Raw genomic sequence first — 16,617 nt, forward strand, 5'->3', positions numbered from 1 at the left:
CCCCTCATGAAGGTCCAAAAGGGCCTGCCCAAATTTAAAGGCTAGGTGATCTTGAATGCGCTCCTTGGCTGCGTGGATGTTCATTCTAGCACCACGCCCTCATTAAGCACCACCTCACCGATGATGAAGGCATCTGAGTTTTCAAGCACCCCGGCGACATTTTCCGCACTCACGACCATCACCAAGCCCACGCCCATATTAAAGCTACGATACATCTCATCCTCGCAAACCGCCTCGCCGATGCGGTAAAAAATTTCAGGCGTCCTTAGATGATGCTTTCTTATCGCCGCTCCCAAACCCTGCGGCAAAATGCGGGGTAAATTCTCCACCAAACCCCCGCCTGTGATGTGTGCTAGGGCATTGATGAAGGGTTTGAGCCTCAAAAAATCCCCCACATAAATGCGCGTGGGCTCTAGCAAAATATCGATGAGTTTTCGCCCCTCAAGCGCATCATCAAAGCGCATTTTAAGGTGCTCAAAAAGCACCTTTCGCGCCAAAGAGTAGCCGTTAGAATGAAGCCCCGAGCTGGGCAGAGCGAGCAGCAGATCGCCATTTTTCACAAAGCGCCTCCTGTCGATCTCCTCCTCTTCGGCCATGCCCACCGCAAAACCAGCAAGATCAAAATCACCCCCAGCGTAAAGTCCGGGCATCTCAGCCGTCTCCCCGCCAATGAGGGCGCAATTTGCCTCCTTGCAACCCCTTGCAATGCCTGATACAACGCTTTTTGCGACATTTACATCCAGCCTAGAGCTCGCATAATAATCCAAAAAAAACAAGGGCGTGGCGAAATTGCAAATGAGGTCATTGACGCACATCGCGACCAAATCCTGTCCTATGGTATCGTATCTCTTCGCATCGATGGCAAGGCGCAGCTTTGTGCCTACCCCATCGGTAGCGCCCAAGATCACGGGGTTTTTAAGCCCCTTTGGCATCCTGAATGCCCCTGAAAATGAGCCGATGCCTCCCAGAACATTTTCGTTAAAGGTTTCCCTCACCAAGGGGCCGATAACCTCAACAAAAGAATTCCCCCTATCGATGCTAACCCCCGCTTGCTCGTAGCTTATTTTCATTAACCTTCCTTGACGATAATCGTTAATTTTAGATAAAAATTTTTAACAGGATAGGGCATGAAAAACGCTTTTTTTGTCAGCGCTAGCATAGCCTGCGGTAAAAGCACTTTTATCAAAAATGCTAATTCCATGGGCTTTGAAAGCCTTAGCGCGGATGAAATTTCACGTCAAATTTTAGAAAAAAACGCCCCCCTCATCGCCGCGCTTTTGGAGGATGAGGAGCTTGTTTGCGAGGGTCAAATCAACAGGAAAAGCTTGGCTTTAAAAATTTTTAAGGATTCAAGGGCTAAGGCCAAGCTTGAAAATTTTATGCACCCTAAAATCCGCGAAGAGCTTTTGGGGCAAATGCAAATTTTGGATGAGAAGGGTAAAATTTTTTTCGCAGAAGTGCCGCTTTTTTTTGAGAGCGAATTTTACAAAAATTTAGCCCCCGTCATCCTCATCTACGCCCCTAAAAAACTGAGTTTGCAAAGGCTGATGCGAAGGGATGGCTTGAGCGAGGAGGAGGCCCTAAGGCGCATCGATTCTCAAATGGATATTGAAAAAAAAATAGCCTTGGCCGATTTTGTGCTTGAAAATACGGGAGATTTTGAAGCTTTCAGGCGAAATTGCCTTGAGCTCATTGAAAGGCTCAGTAAGGATAGAATTTGAGGGTTTTTAAATACTGCGCGAGTGGGAATGATTTTGTCATTTTTGATGCGCTCAAAAGAGCCGACAGATCCGCGCTGGCTCGTAAAATTTGCGACAGGTATGAGGGCGTGGGGGCCGATGGCATGATCGTCGTGCTGCCTTGTGAAGGATACGATTTTGAATGGGAATTTTACAATCGCGATGGCTCGCGGCCCAAAATGTGCGGCAACGGAGCTAGAGCGACGGCGCACTTTGCGCATTTTGTGCTGCAAAAAGATGCAAAAATATGCTTTTTGAGCGAGGCAGGTGCGATAGAAGCCAAGGTGCTTGAAGATGGCGTTGAAATCGCCCTTGGTGGGGCTAGGGACCTAAGAGCGCCCTTTGAGGAGGAGGGTAAAATTTGGCAGGGTTGTGATACGGGAGTGCCGCATTTGGTGCATTTTTGCGAGGATTTGGAGGCGTTTGACTTGAGCCTTTGCAAAAAAATGCGCGAAAAATACGATGCGAATGTGAATTTTGCAAAAATCATCGATGAAAGCTGCATCAGGGTGCGGACCTTCGAGCGGGGTGTGGAGGGAGAGACCCTAGCCTGCGGGACGGGGATGGGGGCCTGCTTTTATCTGGCCTTGATGCAGGGGAGGGTTGTGAGGGAGGCTAAACTCATCCCTAAAAGTGGGGAGGAGCTTTTTTTTAAATTTTTTGAAGAAAAAATTTATTTTAAGGGGAAGGTGAAGTGCTGCTTTGAGGCTCATTATTATTTTGCTTAGTTTTTTTTGCCTTAGCTTTGCTAAAATGGGGTTTGGCGAGGATTATTACGCACTGGATAGGGCGCAAAAGAGGCAAATTTTTTTCGCAAAAATGAATGCGATGTTGGAAAAATCTTTTGAAGAAATAGAACGAGAAAGGGCCTTTGTGAGGGCTTTTTTGGAGGAAAATTTCAAACAGGGCCTTAGGGTGGATCATCAAAAGGGCTTAGAGCGCCTTGCCTTTTTGCGGGAAAAATACCGCATCAATAATCTTTTTTCGTGGGAAGAATACGACAAGAAAATTCGCCCCATCCCTAAGGCTATGGGCATGGCTCAGGCCTTGGTTGAAAGTGCGGCAGGGACGAGTCGCTTTGCGAGGGAGGCGAATAATCTTTTTGGCGAGCGCACTTGGGGTGGGAGGGGGCTGGTGCCCGATCTTAGGCATCCCAATGAGAGGCATAAGGTCAAAATTTTTGACAGCCTTCAGGACAGCGTGGATTCTTATGTGCTCAATCTCAATCGCCATTTTGCCTACGAAAATTTTCGCAACAAGCGCTATGAATTTGCCAAGAAGGGCAAAAATTTCACCACCTTAGAGGCCATCAAAACCCTGCATTCTTACTCAGAGCTTAAGGAAAAATACATCGACATACTTTTGCGCGTCATCAAGCGCTATGATTTGGAAAAATACGATAAATCAGAAGCTAAGAGCCCATTTGTCAAAGGGTAGAATGTCAAATTTCACCCCCCGCTCAAAAAAATTCCCCTCATTGGAAAGCGTGATGAAAGAAATGTGAAATATCCCTAGCTCTAGGGCTTTGGGTAGGATTTTTTTGGCTTTGATTTTGATCAAATCCTTATGCAAGGTTGGGCTTGAAATGTAAGCCGCGCCCTCACCATAAAAATGAAAAAATTTATTATAAAAAAACGCCTTTTTCAGCTTGAAAAGCTCACACAAAATCATGTTTTCAAAAAGATGCGCGAAATCCTTCTGAATGCAAAGGACATTTTTGAGGGCGAAATCTCTAAAATAAATCTTAAAAAGCCTTTTTTCTCCGTGATGCAGGGTGTGAATGATGTAGCGATTTTCCAAATCTTTAACCGCTTGATAAAGGCTATCTTTGGAGGTTTTGAGGGTTTGTTTGAGGGTGGTGAAAATTTGATTGATACTCACTTCTTTGCCCAAATGATGCGCCAGATATTTTAAAATTTCAAGCTCCAACGCGCTAAAATCAGCCCTCAAAAGTGCCCTATTGTCTCCATACGCACTGCGTCCTGTCTGCAAAAATAGGCCCAAAAAGTGATTAGCGGGCAAATTTTTCCTACTCACGCTGATGAATTCCTCAAAGTCAAAAAAATCAAGCTCAAGCTCTTCAAGATCCTCAAAATTCAATGTCCTATCCTCGATGCTGAGTAAAATGGGCACTCGTATCGCTTGCAAATTGGGGATGAAGTCCAGATTGTAAAGGCATAGAATTTTGATTTGAGAATTTTGCCTTAAAAAATAGGGCAGATTATCCAAGCTCTCCTTTTCAAAACGCAGATCCTTCAGGTCCAAAAACAGCACCGCCTCCGCATCAAAATCCGCCAAAAAATTGAAAAGCAAGGTTCTTTTCCCGCAGTGCCTGGGACCCTTTAGCACGATGTTGGGGCGCTCTATTTTTATCTTTCTTTCATAGCTTCGCTCAAATTTTGGAGGATTTTCGTAGAAAAAATTAAGAATCTTCATAATTGTCCTTTTAAAAAGGACAATTATAGCATTGAAGCGTGTGTGTTAATGAATTTACAAGAGCGCGAGAAGGGATGAATTCATCCCACCAAATCAAGCCTTGTGAGTGTTTTGCAAACTGGCGCCAAGCATCCAAAGGGCCTTTTCATACTTAGCGATGTTTTCCTGCGCAAAAGCTGCCGTTGTAGTATCGCTAGCCTTTTCAGCCGCGGCGTTTAGCTTTTTAAATTCACTTAAGAGATATTCATAATCTTTTTTTACAAGCTCTAAAATCTCAAGCGGGGTAAAGCAGTCTTTTTCCGCCTTTGGAGCCTTAGCATTTTCTAGCAAAACCTTAGGGCAAACGATAGCCTTTTCTCCAAGCTGTAAAGCTCTCTCCGCACAAGCGTCAAAAAGCTCGGCTAACTCTTCATAAGCTTTTTCTGTATATTCGTGGATAGAAAAAAACTCAAATCCCTTAACATTCCAGTGATAATTGTGGAATTTAATCCACAAGCTATGCGCATCGGCTTGCAATTGTAATAATTGTTTTGTTACTGACATTTTGTCTCCTTTTTAAGATTTGTAAAATTATAGCATTGAATTCTTAAATAATAATTATTATTAATTAAAAAAATTTTATTTCCTTAATAAATTTTTTAAAATAAGCTTCCCAACCTCAACGCCGGGCTGATCGTAAGTATTAATCCCAAGCATAAGCCCACACGCCGAAGTAAAAAGCTCATAATAATACATCAAATATCCACAGTGCCATGCATCAAGCCGATCAAGCTCTATCAAATCCACACTCAAATTCTCCGCCCTCAAAGCCTGCAGGGTCGCATCGCACTGGGCGTTTAAAAGCTCGTGCAAATTCACGCCATTACTCAAAGAATCCAAAAATTTAAAATGAATATCAGGGATAAGTGGGGCTTTTTGACTATCCTTAATTTTTAAAAAAGTTATGGTTTTATTTTTCGGTCCGTCCATTATAAGCTGTAAGAAACTATGCTGATCTCTAGCACCGATGAGAGCTATGGGCGTTAAACCTAGTCTTTTATAGCCTTGCTTTTTGCCAAGACTTTCAGCGATGAGCTGGATATACCACTCATTAAAGCCCTTAAAAGCATCACTATAAGAAAAAAGCACATTAATGTTTGCACTTTTATGCGTGCAGTAATGATAAGCCTTTTGCAAAATCACATCTTTTTTATGCGAGAAAAAGTCCTCAAAGCAAGCTTCCGCTCCCTTTAAAAGTGCTTTGGCATTATAGCCGCAAAAGCAAAGTGGCACAATGCCCACAGCAGATAAAATGCTAAAACGCCCACCGACATTTTGTGGGATAAAAAAGCATTTTATCCCCAAACTCTCGCCCTCTTTATGCAAATTTGAATTTTCATCAGTGATAAAAACAAAATACTTATGAAGTTCGTTTAAATTTAAATTAAAATGTGCGATGATGAGTTTAAAAAGGCTAATTACCTCCACCGTGCTACCTGTCTTACTTGTGATGATGAAAAGGCTCTCCTCAAGCTTGATTTGCTTTAAAATTTGACTGACAGAATGCGAAGAGGTATTATCAAGTATCAAAAGCTCTCTACCATTATCTTTTTCGTCAAAAAGTAAGTCTTTAAGGGCTTTTACTCCACAACTTGACCCGCCTATACCGACTAAAACGACCTTTTTAACATAAGCTTTTTGAGAGATAAATTTCAAGCTTTCTTCTATCAAAGTCTCGCCCATTTTATGCAGGTGATAATAGCCCACATCGCCACTTTCTTGCTCGTCATTAATGCGTCTAGCGTAAGCGTCTATCTTCTCTAGGCTTGTTTTTTCAAAAAAAAGGGTATTTTCTAGCATAAATTTTTTTTGTAAAAATAATTGGTCGCTTCGACATATCCATCGACACTACCGCAATCAAAGCGTTTTCCCTCAAATTTATAGGCTAAAACCATACCATTAGTTGCTTGAGTTAAAAGCGCGTCTGTGAGCTGAATTTCGCCGTTTTTCCCCGCCTTAGTATTTTCTAAAATGCCAAAAATATCAGGCGTTAAGATATAACGCCCTATAATGGCTAAGTTACTCGGTGCTTCTTCAACGCTTGGTTTTTCTATCATAGAATGCACCATAATTAAATTATCCTCCACGACATTGCCGCTGATAACGCCATAATGGCTCACCTGAGAGGGTTCAACCTCCATCACGGCTACGATGGTGCAACGGTATTTTTCATAAATTTTTACCATTTGCGCCATTACATTTTGTCCATTTTCATTGACACATAAATCATCAGCCAAAATCACCCCAAAAGCCTCATCACTCGCCAAAGGTCGCCCCTTCAAAACCGCATCGCCTAAGCCTCTCATTTCATTTTGTCTTGTAAAAGTAAAGGTGCAACGGCTTATTAAAGAGCGAATCTCGCTTAATAAATACTCCTTTTTCGTGCCTGAAATTTGATGCTCAAGCTCATAAGAGATGTCAAAATAATCCTCCAAAGCCCTCTTTCCACGCCCTGTAACAAAGCCCATATTATCCATACCCGCCTCTAAAGCCTCATCAACTCCATAATGAATCAAAGGCTTAGTTAAGATAGGAAGCATCTCCTTTGGTAAAGCCTTAGTTGCTGGTAAAAAGCGTGTGCCATAGCCTGCTGCGGGAAAAATGCAAGTTTGAAGCACGATTTATCCTTATAAAAAATTTAAAAAATTGTACTTTAAATTTGGCAACGGATTATTAATTATAACCATATCAAACACTACTTATATCGAAAGGTGATGCGTCCCTTGTCGAGGCTGTATGGAGTGAGCTCGACCTTGACCCTATCGCCGGGCATTATGCGGATATAGTGCATGCGCATCTTACCCGCAATGTGGCATAAAATAACATGCTTATTATCCAGCTCGACCTTGAAATTTGCATTGGGTAAAGCCTCTATCACATTGCCATCGATCTCTATCACATCATCTTTTGCCAAGATTCATCCTTTGAAATTTAATAAAAAAGCGCGATTCTAACAAAAATGCTTAAAATATGCTATTAAATTTGCTAAAATCCAGCCTTTTTAAGGCGTGATTGTGAAAAATTTTTATATGAATTTGGCCCTCGCTGAGGCTTGGAAATATCAGTTTTTGACCTACCCCAACCCCGCCGTCGGCTGCGTGATACTGGATAAAAATGAGAAAATTCTAAGCATCAAAGCGCACGAGTGTAGCGGCGCGGCCCACGCGGAGCTCAACGCCATCAAGCAGGCCCTATCCACGCTAAGGCCAGAATTTGACTTTCCAAGCGAGCCTAACGCCCTGCACGCCTTTATCCTCAAAAACCACCAAAACCTCCTCCAAGATGCCCAAGCCTTCGTGAGCCTTGAGCCGTGCAATCATCAGGGTAAAACCCCACCTTGCGCGAGGCTTTTTGCCGCGCTTGGCTTCAAAAAAATTCACATCAGCGTCAGGGATGAAAGCGTCCTAGCGGGGGGCGGGGCGGAATTTTTAAAGCGAGGCGGCGTGGCGGTGGAGTGGGACATTTTGAAAGCGGAGGGCGAAAGGCTTTTGAAGCCCTTTTTAAAGTGGCAGAAGGGGCAATTCAAGCTCTTCAAGCTAGCCCTCAGTCTCAACGGCTCGGCTCTGGGGAAAATCGTCAGCAACGAACGCAGCCGCACCTACGCGCACAAAATTCGCTCAAAAATCGATTTACTAGTCGTTGGGGGCGATACGATGCGCAAGGACAGGCCCCTGCTAGACTCGAGGCTTTGCGGGGGCAGGGCACCAAATCTTTGCATTTTAAGCCGACAGAGTCTTGAAAATTTCGACCCCAGCATACCCGCCTTTGGCGTCAAGGGGCGCGAAATTCACACGAAAATCCCCCAAGAAGCGCGCTTTTTGATGTATGAGGGTGGGGAGAATTTTTTAAGGCTACTCAAGGATGAAATGGATATGTTTTTGATCTTTCAAAATTCCCGCCTTGTCGAGGAAAAAAGCCTGAATCTAAACCTAGAATTCACCCCGCTTTTTAGGGGTGAGCTCGGGGATGATAGCTATGGGATTTACGAGCTAAGTCCGAGCCCCTCAAGGGGCTAACGGGCTAAAATATCTGCGTTTTATTCACAGACGCTAGCGCGCGCGTGAGGATTTGAGAGAAAAATTCCACACCCTGTTTATCCAGCTTTTCAAGGAATTTATCGATCCTATCGGCCTCTTTCCAAACAGGAAATTCCACCTTCGCAAGCCCCTCAAGCTCCTTTTTTGCGACCTCATAATTCCCCAGCGCATCCACCAGTCCCAAATTTTGCGCCTCTGCGGCCAAAAACACCCTAGCATCTGCCCATTTTTCTTTTTCATTGATGTCAAGTCCCCGCTCTGCGGCCACAAATTCGCTAAAAAGCCCATAGCTTTGATCGATAAGATCTTGCAAAAATGCCCGCTCCTCCTCACTCCAAGCCCTCGCAAAGGTCCCCGCCTCCTTGTAGGCGCCCGCCTTTAGGGTCTGCTCTTTGATGCCGATTTTCTCCGCCAAAGCGCTCAAATCCACACCATGGACGATGACGCCGATGGAGCCGATGAAGGAGGCGGGATTGGCGATGATTTTATCGGCCCCCACCCCCGCCAAATAGCTCCCGCTCGTCATGGTCCCCGCCGCATACACGATGACGGGCTTTTGTGCCTTTAAATCCTTCACCGCTAGGGCCAGCTCCATACTTGGCGCAAAGGCTCCTCCGGGGCTATCTATGAGCAAAAGCACCCCCTTGATCGCGGAATTTTCTTTGGCCTTTGTGATTTTTTCAAGCACGGTCGTGGCGTCAAAAATTTCGCCCCGCAAATCGATCCGCTCCAAATTAGCAAAACTGGCGCTTTCATTAGAGCTTGGAGCAAAGAGCCAGAAAAATAAAAGTAGCAAAAGTAGCAAAACGAAGGTCTTAAAATAGCGGTTGATGTAGGAAATCGTCCGCCCCAAAATCCCAAAAAATAAGCTTAAAATTCGCATGATCGTCCCCTGATAAAAATTTTTTCCACCCCTTTTGCGTTCAAAATGAATTGCAAAGGAAGCTGCGCTTTGTCGCATTCCCCCACCGTGAAAACGCTAAAATCCGCCTCCTTGCCCTCCTCCAGCGTGCCAAGGTTTAAATTCAAGGCCCTCGCAGGATAAAGGGTGGCCATGAGCAAAAGCTTTTTGGCTAAAAATTCCAAGTCAAAATCCGCATGGATGAGCAAATTGGCCCGCAGTTCGTCCAGCATTGAAAGGCTGATGTTAGAGCTGAGGCCGTCCGTGCCAAGATGGACATTCAGGCCGCTTTTTAGGGCCCTTTTCAGGGCGAAGGTGCCCTGACTGAGGAGGCGATTGGAAAAGGCACAATGCGTGATGGCGTGCAGTTTTGGATCCAAAAGCGCCCATTCCTTCAAATACACACAGTGCGTAAAAAGGGTGCGAAGCCCCTTAAAGAGCCCTATAAATTCGGCCGGAGTGTAGGAGGGACTGGGGTTTTGACTGAGGCTTGAGAGCCATTTTTTAAACCCGCCCCCTTCTAACCCCGCCCATCTAAACCCGCCCTCGGCCCCCCATAGCCATAAAATTTCTGCCCTGCTTTCTAGAAAATGGGTGCTGACAAGGAGCCTGTTTTTTTTGGCAAATTCAAGGGCAAAATGGGCGAGTTTTTTGTGGGTAGAATAGGGCGCATGCAAAGACAGGGCGGGGATGAAAAGCTCACTTTTGCAAGTCATCGAGGCCTCAAAGCGGCGCAGGAAATCTTGCTTTTTTTCCTCAAGTCCGGCCTCATTGGCGCCTAAAATTTCATTGAAAAATACAATCCGCATCCCCCTTTTGCTCGCCCCAACGCAAGGGGCCAAATCGCTGCCAAAGCTTGAAATTTCGCCCACCGTGCCCGTGCCTGATCGGAGCATGCCTTGCAGGGTTTTTAAGAGCAGTGCGTCCTTGGCCTCTTGGCTCAAATTTTGCCGGTGCGCCATCACGCTTTTGAGCCAGGGTAAAAATTTGCCAAAATGCAGGGTGTAGGAATTGGCGCTGAACTCTAAATGCGTGTGAGAGTTGATGAAGGCGGGGAGTATGAGGGAGTTGGGAGGTGTTGGGATGATTTTGGCTTGGGGGTATTTTTGCCTGAGGTGCTTGGCTGTGCCAAATTCTAAGATTTTCTCGTCAAAAACGAAGCCCTGATTGTCCAAAATGCTGAAATTTTCATCGCATAAAAATAAATATCTCGCAGAAACGATAAACACGATTTTCCTTTCCAAAAGATACCCATTGTAACAAAAATTTATTTTTAAATGCTACAATGTGGGCTTGAAGCTAGAATTTTAAGGTTGGCAAAGATGAAAATTATGGTGATTCAAGGACCCAATATCAACATGCTCGGGCTTAGAGAGGTGGGGATTTATGGGGCGATGAAGATGGAGGAGATCCACGATCAAATGAGGCTTGCCGCCTCTCAAAATGGCGTGGAGCTTGATTTTTTTCAAAGTAATTTTGAGGGCGAGTTGGTGGATAAGGTGCAGGAATGTCTGGGAATTTACGAGGGCATCATCATCAACGCCGCCGCCTACACGCACAGCTCCATCGCCCTGCGTGATGCCATCGCTGCGGTGGCTTTGCCGACCGTTGAGGTGCATATTTCCAACATCCATCGCCGGGAGGAATTCCGGCAAAAAAGCCTTCTAGCGCCCGTGTGTGCGGGCTCTATCGTGGGCTTTGGTCCCTTTGGTTATCATCTGGCTTTGATGGGGGTGATTCAAATTTGTCAGCAGGTGAAAAATTTAAAATCCTTGCAACAAAATGCTCAAAATTAAGGGAGCGAGGCGGCTGGAAACGGGCCGCTTTTTTCCCTTTGAAAGTGGAGAATTTAGAACCTTCAAATACCTCGCTTGGGTGGGACTTGGGAGCAATATCAAGGATGAAAAAAAGCGTTTCTGTGCTTTGTTTAGAATTTTAATGGACGATAGGAGGCTTAAGGTCATCGCAACTTCGCCTTTTTTGATCAATGCGGCCTTTGCTTACGAGGCACAAAAGGACTTTACCAACGCTGTGATGGTGGTGCAAACCAATTTGCACGCGAGGGCATTTTTAAAGGTTTTGCTTTATTATGAGCTTAAATTTAAGCGCGAAAGGACCTTTAAAAATGCTCCAAGGACGCTTGATTTGGACCTTTTGTATTTTTCGCAAAAAAGCAAACAGGACGCTTGGTGCAGAGTGCCTCACATCGGGGCTGGAGAGAGGATTAGCGTGATTTTGCCTTTGGGCTTACTGAAAGGGAGAGCAAGTGGGTCAGCTTATTTACACCTTTACCGTTGAGGATACTGAGGAAATCATACCAAAGGTCAAAGAAGACTACGGCGATAAGGCTTTGATCATTACCAACAAGCAAATTCGTCCCAAAACCATCAATCGCAAGGGGCTTTATGAGGTGATGGTCGCGATAGAGGAGGCCGATTATAAGGAGCATCTTAAGGCTATGGGTAAGCCTATGCCGAGCAAAACGGCCAAAAAACCAGCCCCAACTCACGAGGCGCAAAAGGACGAGGATGTGGTTTTGGATCTTTCTAGTGCCCTGAAAAACAGGCCCCAATCGCAAACGAATCCTCCTCAAAGCAGGCCCAGCTTTGATGATTTTAAAGAAAAGCTTTCGGAGGTGAGTTCTGAGATTACGAAGGTTACGGGGGTGAATTTACCCGAGACAGACCTCAATTACAACAAAAAAATAGAAGCCTTTGAAAAGCAAATCAACAAACTCAGCGATAAGATGAATTTGCTCGTGGATATGATGTGGGATGAGAAGGCCGAAGCGAGGAAAAACCTCATCATCCCGCCTGAATTTGCGAGTATCTACAAGCAGGCTAAGGAAAGTGGCATGCTTGAAAATCATCTCGAGGCCATCATGAAGGCGACCATTGAAAACATGCCAGCGAGCATGAAGACCAACAAAGAAGCGGTGCAAAGGTATTTTTACTCACTTTTGCGCAATATCCTGCCCTGTCGTGTGGAGGGGGAGCTTAAAAAGCAAAAAATTATGATGCTCGTGGGACCTACGGGCGTGGGGAAGACGACCACGCTTGCCAAGCTTGCCTTCCGCTATGCCTACGGGGACAAACGCTACAAAACAGGCATCATCACCCTAGACACTTACAGGATAGGCGCGGTTGAGCAGCTTTTTCAGTATGCGAAGATGATGAAGCTACCCATCATCGATAGCATAGAGCCTAAGGACTTGGACGAGGCGATAAAGAGTCTTAGTAGTTGTGAGGTGATCTTGGTCGATACCATAGGAAATTCACAATACGATCAAAGCAAGCTCGCAAAAACGAAGGAATTTTTAACGCACGCCAATGCTGAGATCGATGTCAATCTCGTCATCTCGGCCAATACCAAATTTGAGGATTTGATGGAGATTTATAAAAATTTTTCCTTTCTTGACATCGACACGCTCATCATCACTAAATTTGATGAGAGTAAGCTTTTTGGTAACATTTTCTCCCTCATTTACGAGACAAATATACCCCTTAGCTTTTTTTCTGTGGGGCAGGAGGTGCCCGATGATTTGGAAGTGGCCAATAGTGATTTTTTAGTGCGCTGCATCTTGGAGGGATTTGATAGGAAAAACCATGGATAATCAAGCAAACAAATTGCGAAATTTGATGAATAAAAACGAAGAAAAAGCGGGCAAACGCACCCATTTCATCGCCATCACGAGCGGTAAGGGCGGTGTGGGTAAAAGCACCATCAGCGCGAATTTAGCCAATGTTTTAGCGGGTAATAATTACAAGGTCGGGCTTTTTGATGCGGACATTGGGCTTGCGAATTTGGATGTGATTTTGAATGTGCGCGTCCAAAAAAACCTCCTACATGTCCTAAGGGGGGAGTGCTCTTTGGAGGATATTTTGATCGAGGTTAAGCCCAATTTATGGCTCATCCCCGGCGAGAGTGGGGATGAAATTTTAAAATACAACGACAAAAATATTTACGAGCGCTTTTTGAATCAGGCGAGCATTTTGGACGGACTTGACTTTCTCATCATCGATACAGGGGCTGGCATCGGGGGAAATATTTTAAATTTCTTAGAAATGGCGGATGAGGTTGTGGTCGTTACTGTGCCTGACCCTGCGGCGATCACCGATGCCTATGCGACCATCAAAACCACCTCCAAAACGAAGGAAAATTTGCTGATGCTTTTTAATGTCGTCAAAAGCGAAAATGAGGCCTTGAGGGTTTTTGAAAACATCAAAAAAGTAGCCAGTGCTAATATTAAAAATCCCTTAAATTTAGAATTGTTGGGGCATCTGAGTGCCTCCAAAGAGGTGAGTGCGAGTATCAAAAAAAGGACCCTTTTTAGCGATGAAAATACCAACGCGAGTGATGAGGTGAAAGCCCTAGCTTCCAAGCTTTTGTATAGGTTGGAACAAAAAGTGCTTGATGATGTTTCAAATCGTAGTTTTTCAAGCTTTTTTAGGAAAATTATCGAGAGATTTTAGCAGGAAGTTGGATAGATGAGACCTGAAAATTATGTGGCCTTTTTTACCGTGTGCGGCTTTTTTATAGGGCTTGCCTTCAGTGTGGTGAGTGTGGAGGAGGCCTTTGATATTTTACTTTCTACTTGTTTTATAACCTTTATGTTTTATGTTTTTGTGCACATTATCATTATGAATTTTATAGACCTTAAAAAGATCAGCGGCAGAATTTTTAATAAAAAAGATTACGAAAGAACGAGCAATAGCATCATCAATGATCTAGTCATTCGAGAAAAGAAAATGGATATGATCCTAGAAAAGCTCAATGAAGAAAGGGAGGAGCTTAAGAAAAACGAATCCCGAGAAAGACGCAAAAATGCTAAAAGAGCCGCCTAAAGCCTATGCGGACATGATGAAAAAGGAGCAAGATGAGCTCGTGATGTCCTACATGCCAGCCCTTAGAGCTATGGCGTTTCGTCTCAAAGAGCGTCTGCCCGCAAGCATCGATGTGAATGACTTGATCGGCGTGGGCATAGAGGAGATGATCAAGCTCTCACGTCGCTATGACAAGGAGCAAAACGATAATTTTTGGGGCTTTGCGCGAAAGCGAGTCTATGGCTCGATGCTGGACTTTTTGAGAAGCCTTGATGTGATGAGCAGGAACAATCGCCGCATCTTGAAGGACATTGACAATATCGTGGATGAGTATTACAGGGAGCACGAATGCGAGCCTGATGATGAATATTTGGCGCAGAGGTTGAATTTAGAGCTTGAAAAGGTCAAGGAGGTCCGCGCCGCCTATGCCATCAGCTACACCCTGCCCATTGAAGAGCAAATGGAGCTTTACAGCGAGGACGATACCCTAGAAAAAATAGAAAAGGACGCTTTGCTTGAGAAAATTTCTGAAATTTTAGAGACGCTCAAGGAGCGCGATCAGCTCATCATCCAGCTTTATTATTACGAAGAGCTTAATTTGAAAGAAATCAGCGAAATTCTAAACATCAGCGAAAGTCGCATTTCACAACTGCACAAAAAGCTTCTCAAAAAGCTTAGAGAAAGGTTGGCCTGATGGCAGAGATACTCTCTCAAGAAGAAATCGACGCCCTCTTGGAGGTTGTTGATGATAACGCCGACTCTAACATCAGCTCCAATGCCAAAGAAGAAAAAGACGAGCGCAACATTGTCGTTTATGACTTCAAGCGCCCCAACAGGGTCTCCAAAGAGCAACTGCGCACCATCAAGGGCATACACGATAAATTGGCCAGAAATTTAGCCTCTCAAATTTCTTCAATGATGCGCAGTATCGTCGAAACCAAGCTCCACTCGGTCGATCAAATGACTTATGGGGAATTTTTGATGTCCCTGCCAAGTCCTACAAGCTTCAATGTCTTTTCTATTAAGCCTCTTGATGGAAATTGTGTTCTAGAGATTAACCCAAGCATTGCTTTTCCTATGATAGACAGACTTTTAGGAGGGCAGGGCGATAGCTATGAGGCGAGTCGTGAGCTTACGGACATAGAATTAAATTTGCTTGATAGTATTTTGCGTATCATCATGCAAAGGCTTAAAGAAAGCTGGTCATCCGTGACTGAAATTTATCCCAGCATCGAGGCTAAGGAGAGCAGCCCCAATGTCGTGCAAATCGTCTCTCAAAACGAGATTATCATTATGGTGGTGATGGAGATTATCATAGGAAATTCAAGCGGTATGGTAAATATTTGCTATCCTGTCGTGCATTTGGAGAGTATTTTGAGCCGCCTTGCAAACCGCGATATCATGATGGGTGAAACCTCAGCGAAAAAATCGAGAAACAAGGAGCTTAAAACCCTCATCGGTCGCGCGGAGGTTGTTTTTGAGGCGATCTTGGGCAAAACCCTCATCAATGTCCATGAATTCTTGGAGCTTAAGCAGGGTGATATTTTAAGGCTTGATAGAGAAGCGGACGATAAGTCCATCGTAAGCATCGATAAAAAGGATGTCTTCCTCGCGCAAATCGGTCTGCATCGTTTTAGAAAGTCCATTAAAATCATAGAACTCATCCGCACCGACAAGGATGAAATCAAAGAAATTTTAGAAAAATACGAAGAAGAGAGAAAGGCGAAGGCGAGTGTTTATGATGAAATTGAGGATTTGGAGGATGAGGAAATATGATGAATGAATTTTTGAAACTATTTACGAATGAGTGTGCCAGTACCATCGAGGGCTTGACGGGGAAAAATGCTGAATTTAGCGAGTATAAAGAATTTGATGTGGGCAGCAGCGATACGCTCAAGCCGCCTTTGGTTTATGTGAGCTTTACCACGAATACCGGCGGGAAAGTGGGCATTTTGGCCACCTCTGTGCTGATGAGTGCGGTGGGTGAGTGGATGATGGGTGAGGAGCAAATCAGCAAAAAAGCCGAGCTCGGGGACGATGAGATGGATGCGGCCAAAGAAGTGGTGCAAAACATCATCTCCGCCCTCACGACCAGTCTTGGCGCGCAAAAAGAATTGCCAAAGATGGAATTTAGCCTTGCGAGTTGTGAATTTGTCGCCGAGCAGCTTGATTTGAAAGGCTTTGCAAAGCTTTATCAGTTTGATGTGAAGATTGATGATTTGAGCGAGCAGCTTTCTTTGGCGATGGATGAAAAGCTTCACAAGCAGCTCACGCAAAGCGGCGATGAATCTCAAGAATCAAGCAACGCAGAAGAAAAACCTCACCCCGTCAGTGAGGAGCTCAAAAATATCAACCTCATCATGGATGTGCGCCTACCCGTGCGAGTGCGCATAGGCAACAAAAAAATGCTTCTTAAGGATGTGCTGACGATGGACATAGGCTCTGTGGTCGAGCTCAATCAACTCGCCAACGATCCGCTGGAAATTCTCATTGGAGATAAGAGAATCGCCTACGGGGAGGTGGTCATCGTGGATGGAAATTTCGGCGTGCAAATCACAGAAATCGGCACAAAAAAAGAAAGACTGGAGCAACTGCGTTAAATTCACATCCGCATTCAACCCCCCCATAGGCTTGTAAGGCCT

General features: G+C 44.7%; 20 protein-coding genes. 12 read left to right on the forward strand and 8 right to left on the reverse strand.

Going from position 1 to position 16,617, the window contains the following annotated elements; translation table 11 throughout:
• Positions 1 to 80 precede the first annotated feature (80 nt).
• The gene (gene purM / locus Q4A73_RS00005) at positions 81 to 1,070 is read right to left on the reverse strand and encodes a phosphoribosylformylglycinamidine cyclo-ligase (protein WP_303205383.1); all 990 of its coding nucleotides are present in this window, start codon (positions 1,068 to 1,070) and stop codon (positions 81 to 83) included.
• 57 nt (positions 1,071 to 1,127) lie between these two features.
• Here purM and coaE point away from each other — a divergent pair, with 57 nt between their 5' ends.
• Genes coaE through Q4A73_RS00020 form a run of 3 tightly spaced genes read left to right on the forward strand, consistent with a single transcriptional unit; the run spans position 1,128 to position 3,176 of the window.
• Entirely contained in the window at positions 1,128 to 1,721 is a 594-nt protein-coding gene (coaE, locus tag Q4A73_RS00010; RefSeq protein ID WP_303205384.1) for a dephospho-CoA kinase, read from the forward strand.
• A complete protein-coding gene (gene dapF / locus Q4A73_RS00015) occupies positions 1,718 to 2,467 on the forward strand; it encodes a diaminopimelate epimerase (RefSeq protein WP_303205385.1) in 750 nt (249 codons plus the stop codon). The genes coaE and dapF overlap by 4 nt, the downstream gene beginning before the upstream one ends.
• Positions 2,442 to 3,176 carry a glucosaminidase domain-containing protein gene (locus Q4A73_RS00020; protein ID WP_303205386.1) on the forward strand — a complete coding sequence of 245 codons (735 nt, stop codon included), beginning with the start codon at positions 2,442 to 2,444 and terminating at the stop codon, positions 3,174 to 3,176. Before dapF ends, Q4A73_RS00020 begins: the two co-directional genes overlap by 26 nt.
• Here the strand turns inward: Q4A73_RS00020 and Q4A73_RS00025 are convergent.
• From Q4A73_RS00025 to infA, 5 genes are all read right to left on the reverse strand, one after another.
• Positions 3,144 to 4,175: an AAA family ATPase gene (locus tag Q4A73_RS00025; protein WP_303205387.1), complete on the reverse strand. Its 1,032-nt coding sequence runs from the start codon at positions 4,173 to 4,175 to the stop codon at positions 3,144 to 3,146. The genes Q4A73_RS00020 and Q4A73_RS00025 overlap by 33 nt on opposite strands.
• A 93-nt stretch (positions 4,176 to 4,268) precedes the next feature.
• Entirely contained in the window at positions 4,269 to 4,718 is a 450-nt protein-coding gene (locus Q4A73_RS00030) for a Dps family protein (protein ID WP_303205388.1), read from the reverse strand.
• A 75-nt stretch (positions 4,719 to 4,793) separates the two neighbouring features.
• Positions 4,794 to 6,014 (reverse strand): glucose-6-phosphate isomerase, encoded by a 1,221-nt coding sequence (locus Q4A73_RS00035; protein ID WP_303205389.1) that lies wholly within the window; start codon positions 6,012 to 6,014, stop codon positions 4,794 to 4,796.
• On the reverse strand, positions 6,008 to 6,832 hold the full coding sequence (gene galU / locus Q4A73_RS00040) for a UTP--glucose-1-phosphate uridylyltransferase GalU (RefSeq protein WP_303205390.1): 825 nt from the start codon (positions 6,830 to 6,832) through the stop codon (positions 6,008 to 6,010). Before galU ends, Q4A73_RS00035 begins: the two co-directional genes overlap by 7 nt.
• Positions 6,833 to 6,909: 77 nt before the next feature.
• Positions 6,910 to 7,128, reverse strand: a complete 219-nt coding sequence (gene infA / locus Q4A73_RS00045) for a translation initiation factor IF-1 (RefSeq protein ID WP_027305093.1) — start codon at positions 7,126 to 7,128, stop codon at positions 6,910 to 6,912.
• 100 nt (positions 7,129 to 7,228) lie between these two features.
• On the opposite strand from infA, the gene ribD reads away from it, so the two are divergent.
• On the forward strand, positions 7,229 to 8,230 hold the full coding sequence (gene ribD / locus Q4A73_RS00050; protein WP_303205391.1) for a bifunctional diaminohydroxyphosphoribosylaminopyrimidine deaminase/5-amino-6-(5-phosphoribosylamino)uracil reductase RibD: 1,002 nt from the start codon (positions 7,229 to 7,231) through the stop codon (positions 8,228 to 8,230).
• A gap of 4 nt (positions 8,231 to 8,234) precedes the next feature.
• Here ribD and sppA read toward each other — a convergent pair whose 3' ends face one another.
• Complete coding sequence (gene sppA / locus Q4A73_RS00055) at positions 8,235 to 9,134, reverse strand: signal peptide peptidase SppA (RefSeq protein ID WP_303205392.1); 900 nt, start codon at positions 9,132 to 9,134, stop codon at positions 8,235 to 8,237.
• Positions 9,122 to 10,381: a metal-dependent hydrolase gene (locus Q4A73_RS00060; RefSeq protein ID WP_303205393.1), complete on the reverse strand. Its 1,260-nt coding sequence runs from the start codon at positions 10,379 to 10,381 to the stop codon at positions 9,122 to 9,124. The genes sppA and Q4A73_RS00060 overlap by 13 nt, the downstream gene beginning before the upstream one ends.
• A gap of 93 nt (positions 10,382 to 10,474) precedes the next feature.
• On the opposite strand from Q4A73_RS00060, the gene aroQ reads away from it, so the two are divergent.
• From aroQ to fliY, 8 genes are read left to right on the forward strand one after another with little or no spacing between them, the layout of a single operon-like run.
• Positions 10,475 to 10,948: a type II 3-dehydroquinate dehydratase gene (gene aroQ, locus Q4A73_RS00065; protein ID WP_303205394.1), complete on the forward strand. Its 474-nt coding sequence runs from the start codon at positions 10,475 to 10,477 to the stop codon at positions 10,946 to 10,948.
• Positions 10,935 to 11,450, forward strand: a complete 516-nt coding sequence (folK, locus tag Q4A73_RS00070; RefSeq protein ID WP_303205395.1) for a 2-amino-4-hydroxy-6-hydroxymethyldihydropteridine diphosphokinase — start codon at positions 10,935 to 10,937, stop codon at positions 11,448 to 11,450. Before aroQ ends, folK begins: the two co-directional genes overlap by 14 nt.
• Positions 11,419 to 12,765, forward strand: coding sequence for a flagellar biosynthesis protein FlhF (flhF, locus tag Q4A73_RS00075; RefSeq protein WP_303205396.1), 1,347 nt, complete (start codon positions 11,419 to 11,421; stop codon positions 12,763 to 12,765). Before folK ends, flhF begins: the two co-directional genes overlap by 32 nt.
• Positions 12,758 to 13,624: a flagella biosynthesis ATPase FlhG gene (flhG, locus tag Q4A73_RS00080; RefSeq protein ID WP_303205397.1), complete on the forward strand. Its 867-nt coding sequence runs from the start codon at positions 12,758 to 12,760 to the stop codon at positions 13,622 to 13,624. Before flhF ends, flhG begins: the two co-directional genes overlap by 8 nt.
• Positions 13,625 to 13,639: 15 nt before the next feature.
• A complete protein-coding gene (locus Q4A73_RS00085) occupies positions 13,640 to 13,996 on the forward strand; it encodes a hypothetical protein (RefSeq protein WP_303205398.1) in 357 nt (118 codons plus the stop codon).
• Complete coding sequence (locus Q4A73_RS00090; RefSeq protein WP_303205399.1) at positions 13,977 to 14,669, forward strand: RNA polymerase sigma factor FliA; 693 nt, start codon at positions 13,977 to 13,979, stop codon at positions 14,667 to 14,669. The genes Q4A73_RS00085 and Q4A73_RS00090 overlap by 20 nt, the downstream gene beginning before the upstream one ends.
• Positions 14,669 to 15,751 (forward strand): flagellar motor switch protein FliM, encoded by a 1,083-nt coding sequence (fliM, locus tag Q4A73_RS00095; protein ID WP_303205400.1) that lies wholly within the window; start codon positions 14,669 to 14,671, stop codon positions 15,749 to 15,751. Before Q4A73_RS00090 ends, fliM begins: the two co-directional genes overlap by 1 nt.
• On the forward strand, positions 15,748 to 16,575 hold the full coding sequence (gene fliY, locus Q4A73_RS00100) for a flagellar motor switch protein FliY (protein ID WP_303205401.1): 828 nt from the start codon (positions 15,748 to 15,750) through the stop codon (positions 16,573 to 16,575). Before fliM ends, fliY begins: the two co-directional genes overlap by 4 nt.
• Positions 16,576 to 16,617 lie beyond the last annotated feature (42 nt).

The sequence above is a fragment of the Campylobacter sp. genome, from assembly GCF_030528245.1.
GTDB lineage: Bacteria > Campylobacterota > Campylobacteria > Campylobacterales > Campylobacteraceae > Campylobacter_D.

Excerpts from the sequence above, each read along its gene's own strand:
- Q4A73_RS00035 (WP_303205389.1), bottom strand. The coding sequence starts at position 6,014 with ATGCTAGAAAATACCCTTTTTTTTGAAAAAACAAGCCTAGAGAAGATA.
- sppA (WP_303205392.1), bottom strand. The coding sequence starts at position 9,134 with ATGCGAATTTTAAGCTTATTTTTTGGGATTTTGGGGCGGACGATTTCC.
- aroQ (WP_303205394.1), top strand. The coding sequence starts at position 10,475 with ATGAAAATTATGGTGATTCAAGGACCCAATATCAACATGCTCGGGCTT.
- Q4A73_RS00030 (WP_303205388.1), bottom strand. The coding sequence starts at position 4,718 with ATGTCAGTAACAAAACAATTATTACAATTGCAAGCCGATGCGCATAGC.
- fliY (WP_303205401.1), top strand. The coding sequence starts at position 15,748 with ATGATGAATGAATTTTTGAAACTATTTACGAATGAGTGTGCCAGTACC.
- fliM (WP_303205400.1), top strand. The coding sequence starts at position 14,669 with ATGGCAGAGATACTCTCTCAAGAAGAAATCGACGCCCTCTTGGAGGTT.
- flhG (WP_303205397.1), top strand. The coding sequence starts at position 12,758 with ATGGATAATCAAGCAAACAAATTGCGAAATTTGATGAATAAAAACGAA.
- Q4A73_RS00025 (WP_303205387.1), bottom strand. The coding sequence starts at position 4,175 with ATGAAGATTCTTAATTTTTTCTACGAAAATCCTCCAAAATTTGAGCGA.
- purM (WP_303205383.1), bottom strand. The coding sequence starts at position 1,070 with ATGAAAATAAGCTACGAGCAAGCGGGGGTTAGCATCGATAGGGGGAAT.
- folK (WP_303205395.1), top strand. The coding sequence starts at position 10,935 with ATGCTCAAAATTAAGGGAGCGAGGCGGCTGGAAACGGGCCGCTTTTTT.
- Q4A73_RS00090 (WP_303205399.1), top strand. The coding sequence starts at position 13,977 with ATGCTAAAAGAGCCGCCTAAAGCCTATGCGGACATGATGAAAAAGGAG.
- Q4A73_RS00085 (WP_303205398.1), top strand. The coding sequence starts at position 13,640 with ATGAGACCTGAAAATTATGTGGCCTTTTTTACCGTGTGCGGCTTTTTT.
- coaE (WP_303205384.1), top strand. The coding sequence starts at position 1,128 with ATGAAAAACGCTTTTTTTGTCAGCGCTAGCATAGCCTGCGGTAAAAGC.